Source organism: Pseudomonas laurentiana (assembly GCF_014648275.1).
GTDB classification, from domain to species: Bacteria; Pseudomonadota; Gammaproteobacteria; order Pseudomonadales; family Pseudomonadaceae; genus Aquipseudomonas; species Aquipseudomonas laurentiana.
In genome coordinates, this window is record NZ_BMQU01000001.1 from 1 (window position 1) to 17,934 (window position 17,934).

The 17,934-nt window shown below is 58.2% G+C and carries 17 protein-coding genes; 6 read left to right on the forward strand and 11 right to left on the reverse strand.

Features of this window, described 5'->3' with window-relative positions:
* Positions 1-109: 109 nt before the first annotated feature.
* The 9 genes from gltP to IE038_RS00045 form a co-directional block, all read right to left on the reverse strand.
* Positions 110-1,441 (reverse strand): glutamate/aspartate:proton symporter GltP, encoded by a 1,332-nt coding sequence (gene gltP / locus IE038_RS00005; RefSeq protein WP_163939107.1) that lies wholly within the window; start codon positions 1,439-1,441, stop codon positions 110-112.
* A gap of 582 nt (positions 1,442-2,023) precedes the next feature.
* Entirely contained in the window at positions 2,024-2,182 is a 159-nt protein-coding gene (locus IE038_RS00010) for a DUF1328 domain-containing protein (protein ID WP_163939105.1), read from the reverse strand.
* A gap of 30 nt (positions 2,183-2,212) precedes the next feature.
* Positions 2,213-3,832, reverse strand: a complete 1,620-nt coding sequence (locus IE038_RS00015; protein ID WP_163939103.1) for an EAL domain-containing protein — start codon at positions 3,830-3,832, stop codon at positions 2,213-2,215.
* Between the two features lie 75 nt (positions 3,833-3,907).
* A complete protein-coding gene (locus tag IE038_RS00020; protein WP_163939101.1) occupies positions 3,908-4,684 on the reverse strand; it encodes an N-acetylmuramoyl-L-alanine amidase in 777 nt (258 codons plus the stop codon).
* Between the two features lie 221 nt (positions 4,685-4,905).
* Positions 4,906-6,915: a GGDEF domain-containing protein gene (locus IE038_RS00025; RefSeq protein WP_163939099.1), complete on the reverse strand. Its 2,010-nt coding sequence runs from the start codon at positions 6,913-6,915 to the stop codon at positions 4,906-4,908.
* Between the two features lie 28 nt (positions 6,916-6,943).
* Positions 6,944-7,798: an endonuclease/exonuclease/phosphatase family protein gene (locus IE038_RS00030; protein ID WP_163939097.1), complete on the reverse strand. Its 855-nt coding sequence runs from the start codon at positions 7,796-7,798 to the stop codon at positions 6,944-6,946.
* Between the two features lie 12 nt (positions 7,799-7,810).
* Positions 7,811-8,440, reverse strand: coding sequence for a thiol:disulfide interchange protein DsbA (gene dsbA, locus IE038_RS00035; RefSeq protein ID WP_163939095.1), 630 nt, complete (start codon positions 8,438-8,440; stop codon positions 7,811-7,813).
* A gap of 201 nt (positions 8,441-8,641) precedes the next feature.
* On the reverse strand, positions 8,642-9,259 hold the full coding sequence (locus IE038_RS00040) for a c-type cytochrome (protein WP_163939092.1): 618 nt from the start codon (positions 9,257-9,259) through the stop codon (positions 8,642-8,644).
* A 46-nt stretch (positions 9,260-9,305) separates the two neighbouring features.
* The gene (locus IE038_RS00045; protein WP_163939090.1) at positions 9,306-9,596 is read right to left on the reverse strand and encodes a c-type cytochrome; all 291 of its coding nucleotides are present in this window, start codon (positions 9,594-9,596) and stop codon (positions 9,306-9,308) included.
* Positions 9,597-9,790: 194 nt separating this feature from the next.
* Between IE038_RS00045 and yihA the strand changes: the two genes are divergently transcribed.
* Positions 9,791-10,423 carry a ribosome biogenesis GTP-binding protein YihA/YsxC gene (gene yihA / locus IE038_RS00050; protein ID WP_189394919.1) on the forward strand — a complete coding sequence of 211 codons (633 nt, stop codon included), beginning with the start codon at positions 9,791-9,793 and terminating at the stop codon, positions 10,421-10,423.
* Positions 10,424-10,715: 292 nt separating this feature from the next.
* On the opposite strand, the gene polA is transcribed toward yihA, so the two are convergent.
* Complete coding sequence (gene polA / locus IE038_RS00055) at positions 10,716-13,478, reverse strand: DNA polymerase I (RefSeq protein WP_189394920.1); 2,763 nt, start codon at positions 13,476-13,478, stop codon at positions 10,716-10,718.
* A gap of 74 nt (positions 13,479-13,552) precedes the next feature.
* On the opposite strand from polA, the gene IE038_RS00060 reads away from it, so the two are divergent.
* Positions 13,553-13,837 carry a DUF2782 domain-containing protein gene (locus tag IE038_RS00060; protein WP_189394921.1) on the forward strand — a complete coding sequence of 95 codons (285 nt, stop codon included), beginning with the start codon at positions 13,553-13,555 and terminating at the stop codon, positions 13,835-13,837.
* Between the two features lie 64 nt (positions 13,838-13,901).
* On the forward strand, positions 13,902-14,852 hold the full coding sequence (locus tag IE038_RS00065; protein ID WP_163935246.1) for a homoserine kinase: 951 nt from the start codon (positions 13,902-13,904) through the stop codon (positions 14,850-14,852).
* A gap of 26 nt (positions 14,853-14,878) precedes the next feature.
* On the opposite strand, the gene IE038_RS00070 is transcribed toward IE038_RS00065, so the two are convergent.
* A complete protein-coding gene (locus IE038_RS00070) occupies positions 14,879-15,796 on the reverse strand; it encodes a zinc ABC transporter substrate-binding protein (protein WP_163935243.1) in 918 nt (305 codons plus the stop codon).
* A gap of 66 nt (positions 15,797-15,862) precedes the next feature.
* Here IE038_RS00070 and zur point away from each other — a divergent pair, with 66 nt between their 5' ends.
* Genes zur through znuB form a run of 3 tightly spaced genes read left to right on the forward strand, consistent with a single transcriptional unit; the run spans position 15,863 to position 17,899 of the window.
* On the forward strand, positions 15,863-16,345 hold the full coding sequence (gene zur / locus IE038_RS00075) for a zinc uptake transcriptional repressor Zur (protein WP_163935240.1): 483 nt from the start codon (positions 15,863-15,865) through the stop codon (positions 16,343-16,345).
* Positions 16,345-17,124 carry a zinc ABC transporter ATP-binding protein ZnuC gene (gene znuC / locus IE038_RS00080; RefSeq protein ID WP_163935237.1) on the forward strand — a complete coding sequence of 260 codons (780 nt, stop codon included), beginning with the start codon at positions 16,345-16,347 and terminating at the stop codon, positions 17,122-17,124. The genes zur and znuC overlap by 1 nt, the downstream gene beginning before the upstream one ends.
* A complete protein-coding gene (gene znuB / locus IE038_RS00085) occupies positions 17,117-17,899 on the forward strand; it encodes a zinc ABC transporter permease subunit ZnuB (RefSeq protein ID WP_163935235.1) in 783 nt (260 codons plus the stop codon). The genes znuC and znuB overlap by 8 nt, the downstream gene beginning before the upstream one ends.
* The last annotated feature ends 35 nt before the right edge of the window (positions 17,900-17,934 follow it).

Below are 17,934 nucleotides of genomic sequence, written 5' to 3' on the forward strand. Positions count from 1 at the left end.
CATTCAGCCACCACAGCCAAACGGGTTGCGCTAACGCGCAACGCGCCATGCCTGGCGCACAACAAAAAGCCCCGACACGTCGGGGCTTTTAATCAGATCATGCAGTCGCTTACTTGGTCGCCATTTTACCGGCAGGTACGGCTTCCTTGCTGCGCCAGTGCGGCAGCGAGTTCCAGTAGCGCTGGCCTTTGGCATCGTCGTACATGCCTTCCCAACGAGCAACAACCAATACCGCCAGGGCGTTGCCGATCACATTCAACGCCGTACGGGCCATGTCCATGATGCGGTCGACACCGGCGATGAAAGCCAGACCTTCCAGCGGAATACCAACACTGCCCAAGGTGGCTAGCAGTACAACGAAGGACACACCCGGAACGCCAGCGATACCTTTGGAAGTAACCATCAAGGTCAGCACCAGCAGCAGTTGCTGGCTGATCGAAAGATCAATGCCGTAGAGCTGGGCGATGAAAATCGCAGCAATGCTTTGGTACAAGGTCGAACCGTCGAGGTTGAACGAGTAGCCAGTCGGGACGACGAAGCTGCAGATGGCCTTTGGCGCACCATAGGCTTCCATCTTCTCGATAACGCGCGGCAGTACCGTCTCGGAGCTGGCGGTGGAATAGGCCAGGACCAGTTCGTCCTTGAAAATACGCATCAGCTTCAAGATCGAAAAGCCGAACAACCGGGCGATCAGGCCAAGCACCATGAAACCGAAGAAGGCGATGGCGAAGTAAACCAACAGCACCAGCTTGGCCAGCGGCAGCAGTGACGCGAAGCCGAAGTTGGCAACAGTGACCGCGATCAGCGCAAACACACCGATTGGTGCGTAGTTCATGATCATGTGAGTGACCTTGAACATGGCTTCGGAGACACCCTGGAAGGTTTTCACTAACGGGTCGCGGATATCCGCCTGCAGGCTAGAAAGACCCAGGCCGAACAACACAGAGAAGAAAATGATCGGCAGCATTTCACCGCGCATCAGCGCCGCGAAGATGTTCGACGGGATCAGGTTGAGAATGGTCTCGATGAATGCGTGCTCATGCTGCACTTCAGCAGCAGTTGCCTGGTACTTGGAGATATCCACCGTACCCAGCGTGCTCATGTCGATACCGGCACCCGGGTGGAACAGGTTGGCCAACAGCAGGCCCACCACGATCGCGATGGTGGTGACCACCTCGAAGTAGATGATGGTTTTCAGGCCAATACTGCCCAATTTTTTCGCATCGCCAACCCCGGCGATACCCACGACCAGTGAAGAGATCACGATCGGGATGACGATCATCTTGATCAGGCGAATGAAGATGTCACCCGCTGGCTGCAGAACGTTACTGATCCACCATGCCTTTTCTGCACTGAAATGATTCAGTACCGCACCGATTGCAATCCCGAGAATCAAACCGATGAGTATCTGCCAAGCGAGGCTTAGTTTTGCCTTCTTCATATCGTTACCCTTTCTTCAAGTGGTCACGGGCATTGCGCTGAAAACATCGACCTAGAGCCATTGAAAGCCTCAAGGAATCAGTTGGTAACAGCAAGCAAGGCGCCGTAGAAGGTCACCGCAGGCAAGCGAAAGAACGCTCGTGCCAGCGAAAAAAGGCGCAACTATTCCGACGCGAAGGGGTAACGTCTAATGCCGTAAGCGACTACCCTATGCCGAATCGGCATAATGATTCTCGCCAAAAACGCACATCCGAAACGGTTTAAATAGAGGCGTTCGGAATTCCGAAGATGGCCAAAGCGCCATATTTAGGCCGATTTAGCCATATCCGCTTGGGTGCTAAATGCCTTTGTTCGACAATCCGAATGCGTGAAAGCACCTCGAAATTGTCGAAGGGGTCAGCTAAAAAAATATCGATGTACGGTCGGCAAGACGCATGCATCGACACGCCCTGTAGGAAACAACCAAAAACAGCGGCAATGATGCCTATCACCCCAACAGGCGTTCGGATGTCCGCTCAGTGCCCACGCCAACACTTGAACATTCAGTGCTCTAGACAGAGCAGCCCGAAGGGCTGCGCCTACCTCAACCGCGACGACCGAAAAATAAAGACGCCACGAATAGTACGAGGAAGAGGATGAAGAGGATCTTCGCGATACCGGTCGCTGTGCCCGCGATGCCACCGAAACCCAGAACGGCAGCGACAATGGCGATAATCAGGAAGGTAATAGCCCAACTCAACATGGTGATTCTCCTTAGCGTTATAGAGAAGGTTCACGCCTCATCGTCGATCCGCCGAGGCCCCCTGCGCCGACCTCGGGTCACCAGCTCGGCAAATTGCCTGGCACTGAGTGGATGCGCAAACAGCCAGCCCTGTCCATAGTTCACACCCTCGCTGTTCAGCAACAGCGCCTGATCCTCGTACTCGATCCCTTCCGCGATGACCCTTAACTGCAGAGCATGCGCCATGCGGATGATATGAGGAGCAACGCCGCTACTGGCGGCGTCATGCCCCAACGCGTCGATAAATGCCTTGTCGATCTTCAGGCAATCGACCGGCAATGTTTGCAGGTAGGCCAGGCTGCAGTAACCCGTGCCAAAGTCATCGATCAGCACTTGATGCCCCACCGAACGCAACGCTTGCAGGTTATCCCGTGCGACTACCACATCGATCAGCCCGCGCTCAGTCACCTCAAATGCAATCTGACTGGCCGCAACATGGTGCAGTGCCAGCAAACGAGCCGCCACGCGACCAATCCGGGGCACCATTACATCGCAAGCGGCCAGGTTGATAGATATGTACAACTGAGGGTTCGCACGCAGCAGTTGCCCCAATTGTTCCAGCACGCGCTGCAGAACAAAGTCGGTGATCTGGCGAATCTGGCCCGTGTTTTCTGCCAACGGAATAAACAGATCCGGACTGGTCAGCGTGCCATCTGGATGGCGCCAGCGCACTAGCGCCTCGGCCCCCACGCATCGTCGACTGTTGAGTTCGAGGATGGGTTGATAGAGCACCTGCAACTCCCCACGTCGTAACGCCCCCTGCAACTCCGAGCTCATTGACTGGCGTTGACGTACCAGTTGCAGTACCAGCCAGCCGATACACCAGGCCAGCAGCAGACTGCCTGGGAACAATAACCAGATGACCCCATTCATTTTCAACGGCAGGCTGGCTCTTGGGGTGATCAGCACCAGTTGATAATCCGGAGACTTGGTTGGCATCCGATAAATCAGGTGATCGGGCAACTCCCACATGGAGTTTGCAACGTCGAGTGACCAGTCAGGGGTTGGAGGCCAAGCCTGCGCCGGTCCCAACACCGGTACTGCACGCATGCCATTGTCGAGCACTACCAGCAGGCTCCCGCCAGGTGGAAGATCAACAACATCGCTGAGGTGCCCACGGGACGTCGAGATACGAAAATGTCCTCGACCCAACATCAACGCCGCCAGATTATCGTTTGGCTCCGTACTGGTATTTAGCCAGTAGCTGTAGGTCGGCCCTTGAATATCCGGAGGCCTTACAGGCTCTGTGCTGTGCTCACCAAGACGGTTGGAACAACGGGTTTCACCGTCTATATAAGCGGCTTCAAAGACAAAGCGATTGTTGAAACCCACCTGCTGCAATGCGGCGAGCATCTGCGGGCTGCACCCTCGCAACGGCTGAGCCTGAAGCTGGTCAACACCTTCGCGTAACTGACCAAAGATCTGCTCCAATCGCTCCAGAAAACGCTCGCCCTTGGCATTCATCTGTTCACGTTCGCTTTGCTGCACTTGATGCATGGCCAAACCAATGCTGGCGATCAGCAACAGAATCGCACTAGCCGAAGCCGCGAGTGCGGCCAGTAGCCAGGGGCGAAGGAACAGATTGCGTAGCGCGGCGAAGGCAGATGACATCAGGCGATATCCAGTTGAATACCAAGAGGTATAGCAACTGAGTGACGAATCAGCTTCGCCGTTGGGCGGCGCTCATCAGCGCGGACGGTTGAGTACCTGCAATATTGCCGCCGTCTGTGAATCAGGCACACCATCAAAACGTTGCGGACGGAAGCGCATCTGGAAGGCCGCCAACACGTGCCGGGTGCTGACATCATTGACCCCTGTCTGCTCGATGGCATAACCGAAACGGGCCAGCTGCTGCTGATACCAGATGATACTCGGCGGATTCACCTCGAAACGGGCTTGCTGCTGTGCCACGGCACCGGCATCGGGCCAGACACCAACACCGGCATCAGCCAGGCGCTTCCAAGGAAAGAGCGGGCCTGGATCGAGTTTACGTGACGGGGCTATATCGCTATGCCCGATGATATGCCGTGGATCGATGTCATTACGTTTGACGATGTCCTTGAGCAGCAGAATCAACGCTTGTATCTGCGCCTCGGAGTAGGGGTGCCACACACGTCCAGAAGGTGTGTCGGTAAAACCTGGGTTTACGATCTCGATGCCAATGGAGCTTGAGTTGAGCCAGGTACGCCCCTGCCATTGGCTGTCACCGGCGTGCCAGGCACGGCGGTTCTCGTCTACCAATTGGTAGATGGTCGCTGGATTATCGCCGATCAAGTAGTGGCTGCTGACTTCACCATGGGTCAACAACGCCAGTGAACGTTCCAACGAAGCGTTGGTGTAGTGCAGGACAACAAACTGGATACGGCTGTCCTGGTTGGCGGATGGGTGGCTTCGGTCAATCTGGAGGGTGTTTGCACAACCCGCCAGAGACAGAAGAAACAGAGCGCAGAAGAAGGCTTTCATGGCAAGAGGGCACATCTATGGATATCAGTAATGCAATAGCATAACGTACCCTCTCTAGCGATGGCGCAAATACATCAAGGCGTTGCATCAACCGCACACAAGCAGGAGAGACACTGTTTTGATGGTTCGGGTCCTTGATTTAGTTAACGACAAGGGCACTTGCCCAAGCAACGTCAACCCTGACCAACGGGATGACCCAAACAGTGATAACTATATAGCGCTCATCCTTGCTCGACGCGGTTACGGCCTTGGTGCTTGGCGCGATACAGCGCCTCGTCGGCACGCTTGAGGGCGATATCACTTCGCTCTCCGTCACGCAGCGCGGTAATGCCTATCGACATCGTGATCGTCACCCGTTCGCCTTTGAAGTGGAAAGGGCAGGCCTCGACGGCTGAGCGCAAGATTTCAGCCTGCTGGCATCCACTGGCCAGATTGCTCTGTGGCATCAACAGAACAAACTCTTCGCCACCAAATCGTGCAATAAAGTCACGACCGCGCAGCCGTTTGCGCAGTTCATTGGCAACAATTTTCAGCACCTTGTCACCGGCAAGATGACCGTAGTTGTCATTGATCCTCTTGAAATGGTCCAGATCAAGCATCGCGACCAAAAGATGGCCACCCTGTGCCTGCCAAGCCTGCATTTCACGTTCAAGATGTTCGGACCAGGCCGCACGGTTGGGTAGGCCGGTGAGCGGGTCGATCAAGGCCTTTTGCCGCTGTTCTTCCAGATGCTCCCGATAACCTTGGGCTTCCTGCTCCATATGTGTGACCCGCTCGGCCAGTCCGCGCAAACGACCGGCCATTTCCTGTTCGCGCTGATCGCGTTGCTGCTGGTGCACGTCAATCGTGTTCAACAAGCCTTCCAGGCGGTTATCCAGAATATGTTTGAGGCTGTCCAGATCGGCCGCACCCTGAACGCTGCTTTGCAGCCCATCAACCTGTTCGCGCAATTGACTATCCAGATCACGAGCTGCCGTACGACTATCGGCATGTCCGGCACTGGCTTCCTGCAAATGGCTCTGGAACGACTCCAGCCGTTCGTTGACCTGCTGCAGGTAGGCTTCAAACTCATGCTGGCCACTGCTGGTAATTGCCAACATCAGTACAACCAGATCGTCCAGGACCGGTAACAGCTCATACCAGTTCAGGCCATGCTGCAGGCGCTCACGCATGGATTGCGCCTGAGCCTTGTGCCGCTCAGGCAGCGTCAGATCATCCAGTAAGCCGAGCAGGGTTTCTTCGATGTGACTGGCGACCGAACTGTAGCTTGGCTCCGTGTTTTCAGGCAGGGCGTACGCTTCTTCAGTCGGTGCAAGCTCACCCGCCGGGATGTCAGCGATGAACGGCAGAACGTCTGCGCGCAACTCAGGCGTTTCAGCTGGCTCAGGCGCTGGCATTGGCTCCGGTGCCAACACGTCCAGTGGCGCAATGACTGGAGGAGGGGAAGCTTGTACAGCCTCGACTTGCGATTGTTCGGCCTGAGGTTGTTCGACCATCCCAGGCGTCACGACCTCACCGCCTGTCTCGACTACCGGCTCCGGCAGTGCATGCAGCTCATCTGCATCGGCCTCGTCAGGTACTGCGAGACGCACCGTTTCAGGGCCTGCAGCCTCAACGTTAAGGTCAGCATGAACATCAACGGTCGCAGAGACTGCGTCGACAGCCACAGGAGTCGCTGTCGGCGCTGTCGGCGCTTCGGAAACCGCCTCACGGTTGCCGAACAATCGCTGCAAAAAACCTGGGCGACCTGCGTCTTCCGGTTTATCGAGAGCAGCAAACGCCTTGCCTTGCAAACTGCTCAGCTCGCCAAGCAGCAGGGGCATCTCGCGGGGCTGGCCCGCACGCGCATCCAGTTGTTTGGCAAACTTTTTCAACGGCCGATTAACATCACTCGGCAATGGCAACGCCTGCAACTGGTTCACCAGTGCGGCCAATGCCGTACCAATCTGTGCAGTCCGGGTTTCCCGACGCTGCTCAGAGTCCAGTACGGCCTTCTCCAATCGCGGAATCAAGCCAGCCAGCGCGGCGTCCATATTGTCGGTACGGATGACATCGCGCATCTCTTTCATGCACTTATCAACAGCCAGGTCGCTACCTTCGGCCGCCAAAGTGCTGCGCACCAAGCCTCGACGCAGCAAGTCGAGGCGAGCTTCCCAGCGACGTTCGAGTTTTTCTTGCTGCTCAATACTCTTGAGGTATTTCTCTTTCCAGCGCTGGGCTTCTTCGGTCATGCCTGATTTCGCAAAGGAGTAGGGGCAATTAGCTCAAGACCGGAAGCGTATCCATCGCAAGAGCATCAGGCAAACGAATCTCAACCGCGACCGGAAGATGATCGGAAATAGGCTGGGCAAGGACCTCGAAGCGCTCCAGCGTCAGGCTAGGACTGAGCAAAATATGATCAAGGCAACGCTGTGGTCGCCAGCTGGGGAACGTGGCTTGCGCCTGCGGGGCAATCAAACCGAGATCACGCAGCGGCGAGTGCTCCAGCAAATCGCTGGCATGGGTGTTCATGTCGCCCATCAATACCTGATGGCGATAGCCACCAATCAACTCACGGATGTAGGCAAGCTGACGTGCACGGGTCCGCGACCCTAGCGCCAGGTGCATCATCACCACGACCAAGGCATCGTCCCCTTCACCAAAACGCACCAGAATCGCACCACGACCGGAAGGGCCGGGCAGCGGATGGTCTTCCAGCAACTGCGGTTTCAGGCGACTGAGTACCCCATTGCTGTGCTGGGCGAAACGGCCAAGGTTGCGATTGAGCTGTTGGTACCAGTAAGGGAAAGCACCCAGTTGCGCCAGGTATTCGACCTGATTGACGAAACCTGAACGCAGGCTGCCACCATCGGCCTCCTGCAAGGCGACCAGATCAAAGTCACCGAGCAGGTCACCGATTTTCTGCAAATTGCCGGCCCGGCCGGTAGTAGGCAAGAGGTGCTGCCAACTACGCGTCAGGTAATGGCGGTAACGCTCGGTACTGATACCCACCTGGATATTGAAACTGAGCAGGCGCAGGCGGCCGTCCTGCGGGAGGCTACTGGTCTGCAAATGGTGTTCGTTGACCTGCGGATCATGCAGGCCAACACACCGCTCAGTTTTCCAACGCCGCATGGCAATCGCCGCTTACTGGGCGGCGCGCTCCTTGGCAATCAGTTGGTCAGCAACGTTGATGGTTTCCTCAGGACCGCCGGCAGAGCCCAGATCGAAACGGTACTTGCCGTTGACAACCATGGTTGGAACACCGCTGATTTCATATTTTTTGGCCAGATCACGAGCCTTCTGTACCTGGCCCTTGATCGCAAAGGAGTTGAATGTCGCCAGGAACTTGTCCTTGTCGACACCCTGTGTCGCAAGGAAGTCGGCCATTTCCTCAGGCTTGGTCAGGCGCTTGTGCTCCACTTGGATCGCATTGAACACGGCACTGTGCACCTTGCCCTCGACACCCATGGCTTCCAGGGTCAGGAACATCTGCCCGTGGGCATCCCAGGCGCCGCCAAACATGGCAGGTACGCGCACGAAGTGGACATCCTTTGGCAGCTTCTCGATCCATGGGTTGATGGTCGGCTCAAAGCTGTAGCAATGTGGGCAACCGTACCAGAACAGTTCCACCACCTCGATCTTGCCAGGTACCGCAACCGGTACCGGATTGTTCAGCTCGACATACTTACCGTCTGCAGGTGGCTCGGCAGCCTGGACGGACATGCCAAAGACGCTGGCGGCGACCAGCGCGGCGCTGAGAATCAGATTACGCATGCTTTACTCCTGAGCAGTAATGAGTCGCCACGACGCGACCTGTCTTCTGACAGATCGACACAGGCCTGAGTTCGATAGTGTAACGGTAGCGGGCACAAAAAAGGGTGGCCCAAGCCACCCTTTTCATGCTTCCGCAGCTGCATTAACGGCACGTTAACGTTGCGAGAGATGTATTCCCAAGCAACGCCGCACCGCCATCGGTCAGTGTAGACCCTGAATGTAGCTCGATACGGCCTCGATATCCTTGTTGCTCAGCTTGGCAGCGATGGAGCGCATGGTCATCGCGTCGCCGTCGTTGGTGCGGTTGCCTTCACGGAAGTCGGTCAATTGCTTGGCGACATACTGCGAATGTTGGCCACCCAGGTGCGGGAAGCCGGCAGCGGCCAGGCCTGCGCCGTTAGGCGAGTGACAGCCGGTGCACGCAGGCATGCCTTTGTCGAGGTTACCACCGCGGAACAGGGCCTCGCCCTGAGCAACCAGTTTCGGATCGGCGGCACCGACACTGCCTTTCTGGCTGGCGAAGTAGGCCGCGATGTCTGCCATGTCCTGATCACTCAGGTTGGTCAGCAGGCCGGTCATTTCCAGCACGGTGCGCTTACCCGACTTGATATCGTGCAACTGCTTCTCCAGGTACTTCTCACCCTGGCCAGCCAGTTTCGGGAAGTTCGGCGCCATGCTATTACCGTCTGGACCGTGACAAGCGCCACATACAGCAGTTTTGCCCTGACCGGCAGCGGCATCGCCAACAAGATTGCCAGCGGCATTTGCAGCGCCGGTGACGCCCAAGGTCAACAGCAGACTCACGAGTAGTTTGTTCATCAGCTAATCCAACTACGGCTAAGGGTGAAAGAGTTATGTATCGATGCTACCGGCTCATCCACTGGATAATTGCCCGGTAGTCTTCGGCACTGCAGTCCATGCACAATCCACGCGGCGGCATAGCCTTGAAACCCTGGGTGACATGCACCACCAACGTCTCCATACCCCGCGCCAGTCTCGGTTCCCAGGCTGCACGATCACCTGGTTTCGGTGCCTGTGGCAGCTGCCCGGCGTGACACGCCGCGCATGCGCGGTTGTACAACGCCTCGGGATCCTGTGTAGCCTGAGCGCTGAAAAACGGTACCAAGACAACGGTAACCAACAGCCATTTCGTCATGCGAACGACCTTTCAGGGCTGGGGGCCTGCACTGCGTTCTAACGCGCAATATTGAATCGGGTACCCCCGTGAACCTCATCCTACGCTGGGATAAAGCGCACACAAAATCTGCGGCATTATATACTCCCGTTATCGAAACGGAAACGACACCCCTTGCCGAGCCTGCCTCGGACAAGCCCCCAAGCGGATACCCCATGCACGTAAAAAACCCCATTCTCGGCCTCTGCCAACAGGCCAAATTTGCTCTCAGCGCTGCCAAAGTGGACCAGTGTCCAGAAGACCAGGGCTATGAAGTGGCCTTTGCCGGGCGCTCCAACGCCGGCAAGTCCAGCGCCCTCAACACACTGACCCACGCCAGCCTGGCGCGCACCTCGAAAACACCTGGTCGCACCCAGTTACTCAATTTTTTCAGTCTGGACGAAGAACGGCGTTTGGTCGACCTGCCAGGCTATGGCTATGCGAAAGTCCCAATCCCGCTAAAACAGCACTGGCAGCGCCACCTGGAAGCCTATCTGGGCAGCCGTGAGAGCTTGCGGGGCGTGATTTTGATGATGGATGTGCGTCATCCCATGACCGACTTCGACCAGATGATGCTCGACTGGTCAGTGGCCAGTAACATGCCGATGCATATTCTTCTGACCAAAGCCGACAAACTCACCTATGGCGCGGCAAAAAACACCCTGCTCAAGGTGCAAGCGGAAATCCGCAAGGGCTGGGGAGAGGGCGTGACCATTCAGCTGTTCTCCGCACCTAAACGACAAGGGTTGGAAGAAGCCTACGGCGTTCTGGCGAACTGGATGGAATTGGCCGACAAGCCCGCAGAATAAGGGCCCGGCGCCAAACGCAAGGCAAAAAAAACCCCGGACTTCGTATGGGGAGGGGGAAGTTCGGGGTTCAAGTTCCGGACCGCTAGGGCGGGGTCCAGATATCTGCCAACACTTAACACAACATAGGAGCATTGAAGGGCTTCACCACCCATTCAGTTACTCTGAGTCTTGGTTCGCCTGATTAGTTCCGGGCGTTTAGAAACTATTTGCGATAGCGATAGAATTTCTAGCACTAGCAGCCTCTGCCCAGCCCAAAAGCCGCGACGATATGCCGCAGCTTTTTCAGGGTTATTTAGTGCGCTTCATCCCAATTCGAGCCCACACCCACCTCAACCAGCAGCGGAACATCCAACTGTGCGGCGCCGCTCATGTAAGGACGGATCTGTTCACGCACCTGATCGATCAGGTCTTCACGTACTTCAAGCACCAATTCGTCGTGAACCTGCAGAATCACCCGGGCATCCAGCCCGGAGTCGTTCAACCAATTGTCTACTGCCACCATGGCACGCTTGATAATGTCGGCTGCAGTACCCTGCATCGGCGCGTTGATCGCCGTGCGCTCGGCGCCTTTGCGCAGTGCCGGGTTCTTTGCATTGATGTCCGGCAGGTACAGCCGACGACCAAACAGCGTTTCGACAAACCCTTGCTCCGCAGCCTGAGCACGCGTGCGCTCCATGTAGGCCAGCACGCCTGGGTACTGGGCGAAATAGCGGTCGATGTAAGCCTGGGACTGCTTGCGGTCGACACCAATCTGCTTGGCCAGGCCGAAAGCGCTCATACCGTAGATCAAGCCAAAGTTGATCGCCTTGGCACTGCGTCGCTGGTCGCTCGTGACATCTTCCAAGGCAACACCGAAGACCTCAGATGCCGTGGCCCGGTGAACGTCCAGGTTGTGTCGGAACGCATGCAACAAGCCTTCGTCCTTGGCCAAGTGAGCCATGATGCGCAGCTCGATCTGCGAATAGTCCGCAGCCAGCAGGCGGTAACCGGGCGCAGCAACAAACGCCTGGCGAATACGTCGTCCCTCAGGGGTGCGGATCGGAATGTTCTGCAGGTTCGGATCACTTGAGGACAAGCGACCGGTAGCTGCCACGGCCTGATGGTACGAGGTATGAATACGCCCGGTGCGCGGGTTGATCTGCTCAGGCAGACGGTCGGTATAGGTACTTTTCAGCTTGCTCAATGAACGGTACTGCATCAGCACCTTGGGCAGGGGATAGTCCTGCTCGGCCAGTTCCGCCAACACGGCTTCGGCCGTTGAAGCCTGGCCCTTGGCGGTTTTGCTCAGGATTGGCAGGCCGAGTTTTTCGTACAGAATGACCCCCAGTTGCTTGGGCGAACCCAGGTTGAATTCTTCACCCGCGATCGCGAAGGCTTCGCGCTCCAGCGCGACCAGTTTCTCGCCTAGCTCCAGGCTTTGGATACCGAGTAACTTGGCGTCGACCAAGGCACCCTGACGCTCGATCTTCGCCAGCACCGGCACCAACGGCATCTCGATTTCATTCAGCACCGGCAGCACGCTCGGCGTCTTGGCCAAGCGCGCCTGCAGCGCCTGATGCAGACGCAACGTCACATCGGCATCTTCGGCCGCGTAAGGGCCGGCCTGTTCAAGTGAGATTTGATCGAAGGTCAGCTGCTTGGCACCCTTGCCTGCGATGTCCTCAAAGGCGATGGTGGTGTAATCCAGGTACTTGAGCGCCAGGCTGTCCATGTCATGACGGGTCGCGGTGGAGTCCAGCACGTAGGACTCCAACATCGTGTCAAAAGCAACGCCGCGCAGTGCGATACCGTTGGATTGATCACCACCAATCGCGCAATTAGCCAGAATATTCATGTCATATTTGGCGTTTTGACCGACTTTCAGCGTATTCGGATCTTCCAGGATCGGTTTGAGCGCCAACAGCACGGCATCACGATCAAGTTGCTCAGGCACCCCCATGTAGGCGTGAGCCAAAGGTACATAGGCCGCCTCAAAAGGCTCAACAGCAAACGACACACCGACCAGTTGCGCTTGCTGGGCATCCAGGCCCGTGGTCTCGGTATCAAAGGCAATCAGCTTGGCTTTCTTCAGCTTCTCAAGCCAGGTATCAAAGCGCGCCTGATCAAGAATGGTTTCGTACTTCACTTCGGCAGTGGGCTTTTCTGTCACCTCTGCAATCGCCAGGCCTTCACGCTTGGCTTCACGCTGAAGGTCCTCGACCCAGCTCTTGAACTCCAACTCGGTATACAGCGCCAGCAAGGCCTCGCGATCAGGTTCGCCGCACACCAGGGCATCGACCTCGACATCCAGCGGGACATCGAGCTTGATCGTCGCCAGCTCATACGAAAGGAAGGCCGCATCGCGGTGCTCCTCAAGCTTGGCCGGTAAGGTCTTGGCCCCCCGAATAGCCAGGCTGGGCACTTTGTCGAGGTTTTCGTAAAGATCGCGCAGACCACCACCGACGCCGGTCAGCAGGCCCAGAGCAGTCTTCTCACCCACCCCCGGCACGCCAGGAATGTTATCGACCTTGTCACCCATCAGGGCCAGGAAGTCGATGATATGTTCAGGGCCGACACCGAATTTCTCTTTCACGCCCGCGACGTCCAAGACACTACCGGTCATGGTATTGACCAGCGTAATGTGGCCGTCGACCAGTTGCGCCATGTCCTTGTCACCTGTGGAGATGATCACCGGACGTCCGGCAGCTGCGCTGCTGCGGGCCAGGGTGCCGATCACGTCATCGGCTTCAACGCCCTCCACGCAGAGCAGCGGATACCCCAGTGCGCGCACGCTGGCGTGCAGCGGTTCGATCTGCACCCGCAGGTCATCCGGCATACTAGGGCGATTGGCTTTGTACTCGGCGAACATTTCATCGCGGAATGTGCCGCCTTTTGCATCGAAAACAACCGCAAAAAGGCTATCAGGGTACTGCTTGCGCAGACTCTTCAGCATGTTCAGCACGCCCTTGACCGCACCGGTCGGCAGGCCCTTTGAGGTAGTCAGTGGCGGCAGCGCATGGAAGGCACGGTACAGGTAGGAAGAACCGTCCACCAGGACGAGGGGAGCTTGGCTCATGAGCAGAATCAACCTTTTCGGCGGGCCCGGCGCTAGAATGTCCGGATCATTGACGACAAAGGGACAAGGTTATCATGCGCACACTCAATCGCCTGTTGCTGCTAGGCCTCCTGGCTACACCGTTCGCGGCGATGGCTGCGGATGATGCGCCGTCGCCAGAACCACAAGTCACCATTCGCCAGGAAGGCGATAAAACCATTCAGGAGTACCGCCAGAATGGTTTTCTGTATGCCATCAAGATTACCCCCAAGCATGGCAAACCTTACTTCCTGGTTCGCGCCGACGGCACCGAAGCCAATTTTATTCGCTCGGATCAACCGGACATGCTGATTCCATCCTGGAAGATTTTCGAGTGGTAATGCGCGAACTCTACTATCAACCCGGCACTTCCTGGCCGAAGTGCCCGAACGAGCAGTTTTGACCATGTCTGTGTTCACCCCTTTGACCCGGCCTGAGCTGGAAACCTTTCTGGCCCCTTATGGCCTGGGCCGCCTTCGGGATTTCCAGGGCATTGCCGCCGGAACCGAAAACAGCAACTTCTTCGTCAGCCTCGAACAGGGTGAGTTTGTGCTGACGCTGGTCGAGCGCGGGCCGATCCAGGATTTGCCGTTCTTCATTGAACTGCTCGACGTCCTGCACGAAGCCGACCTGCCCGTGCCATACGCGCTGCGAACCACGGACGGCGTGGCGCTGCGCGAGCTGGCTGGTAAACCGGCCCTGCTCCAACCGCGGTTGCCAGGCAAGCACATCAAGGAGCCGAACAACCAGCATTGCCATCAGGTTGGCGAGCTGCTCGGCCACCTGCATGTGGCGACCCTCGAACATGTGCTGGAACGTAAAACCGACCGTGGCCTGGACTGGATGCTGCAAACCGGTGCCGAGCTGATGCCGCGCCTGAACACGGATCAGCGCCAGCTGCTGCAAGCCTGCCTGGAGGAAATCAGAACCCATCACGCGCAGATCATGGCCTTGCCACGCGCCAACCTGCACGCGGACCTGTTCCGTGACAACGCGCTGTTCGAAGGCACGCACCTGACCGGCCTGATCGACTTCTACAACGCCTGCTCCGGGCCGATGCTCTACGATCTGGCGATTACGCTGAACGACTGGTGCTGTGACGACGACGGGCAGATTGACGGTGCGCGGGCGAGGGCGCTGCTGGGTGCCTACGCGGCACTGCGCCCCTTCACCGCAGCTGAGGCGCAGCTCTGGCCTGTCATGCTGCGCGTGGCCTGTGTACGTTTCTGGCTGTCGCGGCTTATTGCGGCAGAGTCCTTCGCGGGCATGGACGTATTGATTCACGACCCTGCCGATTTCGAAGTGCGCCTGGCGGCGCGCCAGCAGGTCAGCGTGGCGTTGCCGTTCGCGCTCTGAGCCCGTTATTGCACGGAGGCGGCTACCTAGAGCGCCTCCAGGCAACCCGCCAGATCATTGCCGAGCTTTTCCAGCACCTGCTCATAGCCTTGGGCGGTCGCTGGAGTGTTGCCCCCTAATGCGTCCAGTTCGGCCAGACGTACCGGCAACCCGGCCGTCAGGGTCTCGGCTAACCGAGGACGCAACGGCGGCTCACTGAAGACACAGGTCTTGCCGACGTCCTGCAAACGCTTGCGCATGGCCGCCACGTGCTGGGCACCAGGCTGCACTTCGGCGGCAACGCTGAACACGCCGGTATGTTGCAAACCATAGGCCGCCTCGAAGTAATCAAAGGCTTCGTGAAAGACAAAGTACGGTCGGCCCGAAACACCTGCCAGCCGGGCCTTCAAGCGCACATCGAGGGCGTCCAGGCGCTGCTCGAACGCGCTCAGGTTGCTCTGATAACGGACAGCATTGGCCGGATCCGCAACCGCAAGATCAGCCGCCATTTTTGCGGCGATTACCCGTGCATTGGCCGGCGCCAACCAGAGGTGCGCATCCAGGCTACCCGGCCGATGATCATGATCATGCTCATCCGCCGACTCGTGGGAGTGGCTGTCTTCGCCAAAGTGCCGCAACTGCAGCCCCGGCACAGCCTGTACCGCCACACTGGGCTTGCTGCGACCGTTCAACACACGCGGCAGAAAACCTTCCATATCAGGGCCGATCCAGTAGAGCAGGTCGACCTCGGCCACCCGCCGAACATCGGAGGGACGAAGGGCATAATGGTGAGGCGAAGCGCCCGGCGGCAGCAGCACTTCGGGTGTACCGACACCGTCCTGAACCGCTGCCGCAATCAACTGCAGCGGCTTGATGCTGGTCAGTACACGGACCTCGGCCTGCGCTGGCGCCAAGACGACAAGGCTGGAGACAAAAGCGACAAAAAGGGCAAAAAATCGGGACACGATGGCCACTCAATCAGTCAGGAACAGGTAACATAATAACGTCTCTCACAAGAACCGTCGCCGCTCATGCCTACTACACCGCTGGCCAATCGTCCCCACGACCACTCCCACTGCGTCCACAGCGCCCTGGCCGAGGCCGACGCGCTGTGCGTTCGTCAAGGCCTGCGCCTGACCGCCTTGCGTCGGCGCGTGCTGGAGTTGGTCTGGCAGAGCCACAAGCCATTGGGCGCCTACGACATCCTGGCCGTGCTCAGTGAGCAGGACGGCCGCCGCGCCGCGCCGCCCACGGTATACCGGGCACTGGATTTCCTCCTGGAAAACAGCCTGGTTCACCGAATTGCATCGCTCAATGCCTTCATCGGCTGCAGCCATCCAGAACATGCCCACCAAGGGCAATTCCTGATTTGCCGCGAATGCCATGTAGCGCTGGAACTGGAACAGGCGTCGATCAGCGATGCCATCGTTGCCAGCGCCAAGAATGTCGGTTTCAGCGTTGAAACGCAGACCGTCGAAGTGGTTGGGCTCTGCGCCAGTTGCCGGAGCGCGTGATGAGCAATGCCCTGATTCGCCTGGAGCAGGTGAGCGTCGGCTTCGCTGGCCAGGCTGTCCTCGACAACATCGACCTCAGTGTCGAACCCGGCCAGATCGTCACCCTGATTGGCCCCAACGGTGCCGGCAAAACAACCCTCGTGCGCGCGGTGCTCGGGCTACTGAAGCCCGACAGCGGCAAGGTCTGGCGCAAACCCAGACTGCGTATTGGCTACATGCCACAGAAACTGCACGTCGATGCGACCTTGCCGCTCTCGGTACTACGGTTTCTGCGCCTGGTACCCGGCGTAGACCGCAACACAGCCCTGGCAGCGCTCAAGGAAGTGGGTGCCGAACAAGTTATCGACAGTCCTGTTCAGGGTATTTCCGGCGGTGAAATGCAACGCGTGTTGCTGGCCCGGGCGCTGCTGCGCGAGCCTGAGCTGCTGGTGCTCGACGAGCCAGTCCAGGGCGTCGACGTGGCAGGCCAGGCCGAACTGTATAGCCTGATCACGCGGCTACGCGATCGGCACGGCTGCGGCGTACTGATGGTCTCCCATGACTTGCACCTGGTCATGAGCACCACCGATCAGGTTGTCTGTCTCAACCGGCACGTGTGCTGCTCCGGGCATCCCGAGCAAGTCAGCGGCGACCCGGCCTTTGTCGAACTGTTCGGCAACAACGCGCCAAGCCTGGCGATCTATCACCACCACCACGACCACGCCCACGACCTGCACGGTTCAGTGGTCGCGCCGGCCAAAGCCGGCCATGTACACGGAGACCACTGCAAGCATGGCTGATTTTCTGCTCTACGCCCTGCTTGCAGGCTTGGCTCTGGCTCTGGTCGCGGGCCCCTTGGGATCGTTCGTGGTCTGGCGGCGCATGGCCTATTTTGGCGACACACTGTCTCACGCGGCGCTGTTGGGCGTGGCATTGGGCTTCGTCCTCGACATCAGCCCAGCGCTGGCTGTTACGGTAGGCTGCCTGTTGCTGGCTTTACTGCTGGTCACCCTGCAACAGCGCCAGCCGCTGGCCTCCGACACCCTTCTGGGTATTCTCGCGCCCAGCACCTTGTCCCTCGGTCTGGTCGTACTCAGCTTCATGCACGATGTGCGAATCGACCTGATGGCCTACTTGTTTGGTGATCTGTTGGCAATCAGCCCTGGCGATCTTGCCTGGATACTCGGCGGCAGTACCGTGGCCTTGGTGCTGATCGTGGCCCTGTGGCGACCCTTGCTGGCCGTGACCGTCCACGAAGAACTGGCCATGGTCGAAGGCCTGCCAGTGGCCGCATTGCGCTTGGCCCTGATGCTGTTGATTGCGGTGGTCATTGCGGTGGCCATGAAAATCGTCGGCGTGCTATTGATTACATCACTGCTGATTATCCCCGCAGCAGCGGCCCAACGTCATGCTCGCTCACCTGAGCAGATGGCCTTGGGCGCCAGCCTTCTGGGGGTAGTGGCGGTATGCTGCGGGCTGGCCCTGTCCTGGTTCAAAGACACGCCGGCCGGGCCGTCAATCGTGGTCTGCGCTGCAGTGCTATTCTTGATTAGCCTGGCGCTTCCCCGGCGCTGAACGGCGGCGCAGTCGCGCAGGGTACAACCACACAG

What these genes read in the sequence shown, in the direction of transcription:
- gltP (WP_163939107.1), bottom strand. Translation starts at nt 1,441, where the DNA reads ATGAAGAAGGCAAAACTAAGCCTCGCTTGGCAGATACTCATCGGTTTG.
- IE038_RS00010 (WP_163939105.1), bottom strand. Translation starts at nt 2,182, where the DNA reads ATGTTGAGTTGGGCTATTACCTTCCTGATTATCGCCATTGTCGCTGCC.
- IE038_RS00015 (WP_163939103.1), bottom strand. Translation starts at nt 3,832, where the DNA reads ATGTCATCTGCCTTCGCCGCGCTACGCAATCTGTTCCTTCGCCCCTGG.
- IE038_RS00020 (WP_163939101.1), bottom strand. Translation starts at nt 4,684, where the DNA reads ATGAAAGCCTTCTTCTGCGCTCTGTTTCTTCTGTCTCTGGCGGGTTGT.
- IE038_RS00025 (WP_163939099.1), bottom strand. Translation starts at nt 6,915, where the DNA reads ATGACCGAAGAAGCCCAGCGCTGGAAAGAGAAATACCTCAAGAGTATT.
- IE038_RS00030 (WP_163939097.1), bottom strand. Translation starts at nt 7,798, where the DNA reads ATGCGGCGTTGGAAAACTGAGCGGTGTGTTGGCCTGCATGATCCGCAG.
- dsbA (WP_163939095.1), bottom strand. Translation starts at nt 8,440, where the DNA reads ATGCGTAATCTGATTCTCAGCGCCGCGCTGGTCGCCGCCAGCGTCTTT.
- IE038_RS00040 (WP_163939092.1), bottom strand. Translation starts at nt 9,259, where the DNA reads ATGAACAAACTACTCGTGAGTCTGCTGTTGACCTTGGGCGTCACCGGC.
- IE038_RS00045 (WP_163939090.1), bottom strand. Translation starts at nt 9,596, where the DNA reads ATGACGAAATGGCTGTTGGTTACCGTTGTCTTGGTACCGTTTTTCAGC.
- yihA (WP_189394919.1), top strand. Translation starts at nt 9,791, where the DNA reads ATGCACGTAAAAAACCCCATTCTCGGCCTCTGCCAACAGGCCAAATTT.
- polA (WP_189394920.1), bottom strand. Translation starts at nt 13,478, where the DNA reads ATGAGCCAAGCTCCCCTCGTCCTGGTGGACGGTTCTTCCTACCTGTAC.
- IE038_RS00060 (WP_189394921.1), top strand. Translation starts at nt 13,553, where the DNA reads ATGCGCACACTCAATCGCCTGTTGCTGCTAGGCCTCCTGGCTACACCG.
- IE038_RS00065 (WP_163935246.1), top strand. Translation starts at nt 13,902, where the DNA reads ATGTCTGTGTTCACCCCTTTGACCCGGCCTGAGCTGGAAACCTTTCTG.
- zur (WP_163935240.1), top strand. Translation starts at nt 15,863, where the DNA reads ATGCCTACTACACCGCTGGCCAATCGTCCCCACGACCACTCCCACTGC.
- znuC (WP_163935237.1), top strand. Translation starts at nt 16,345, where the DNA reads ATGAGCAATGCCCTGATTCGCCTGGAGCAGGTGAGCGTCGGCTTCGCT.
- znuB (WP_163935235.1), top strand. Translation starts at nt 17,117, where the DNA reads ATGGCTGATTTTCTGCTCTACGCCCTGCTTGCAGGCTTGGCTCTGGCT.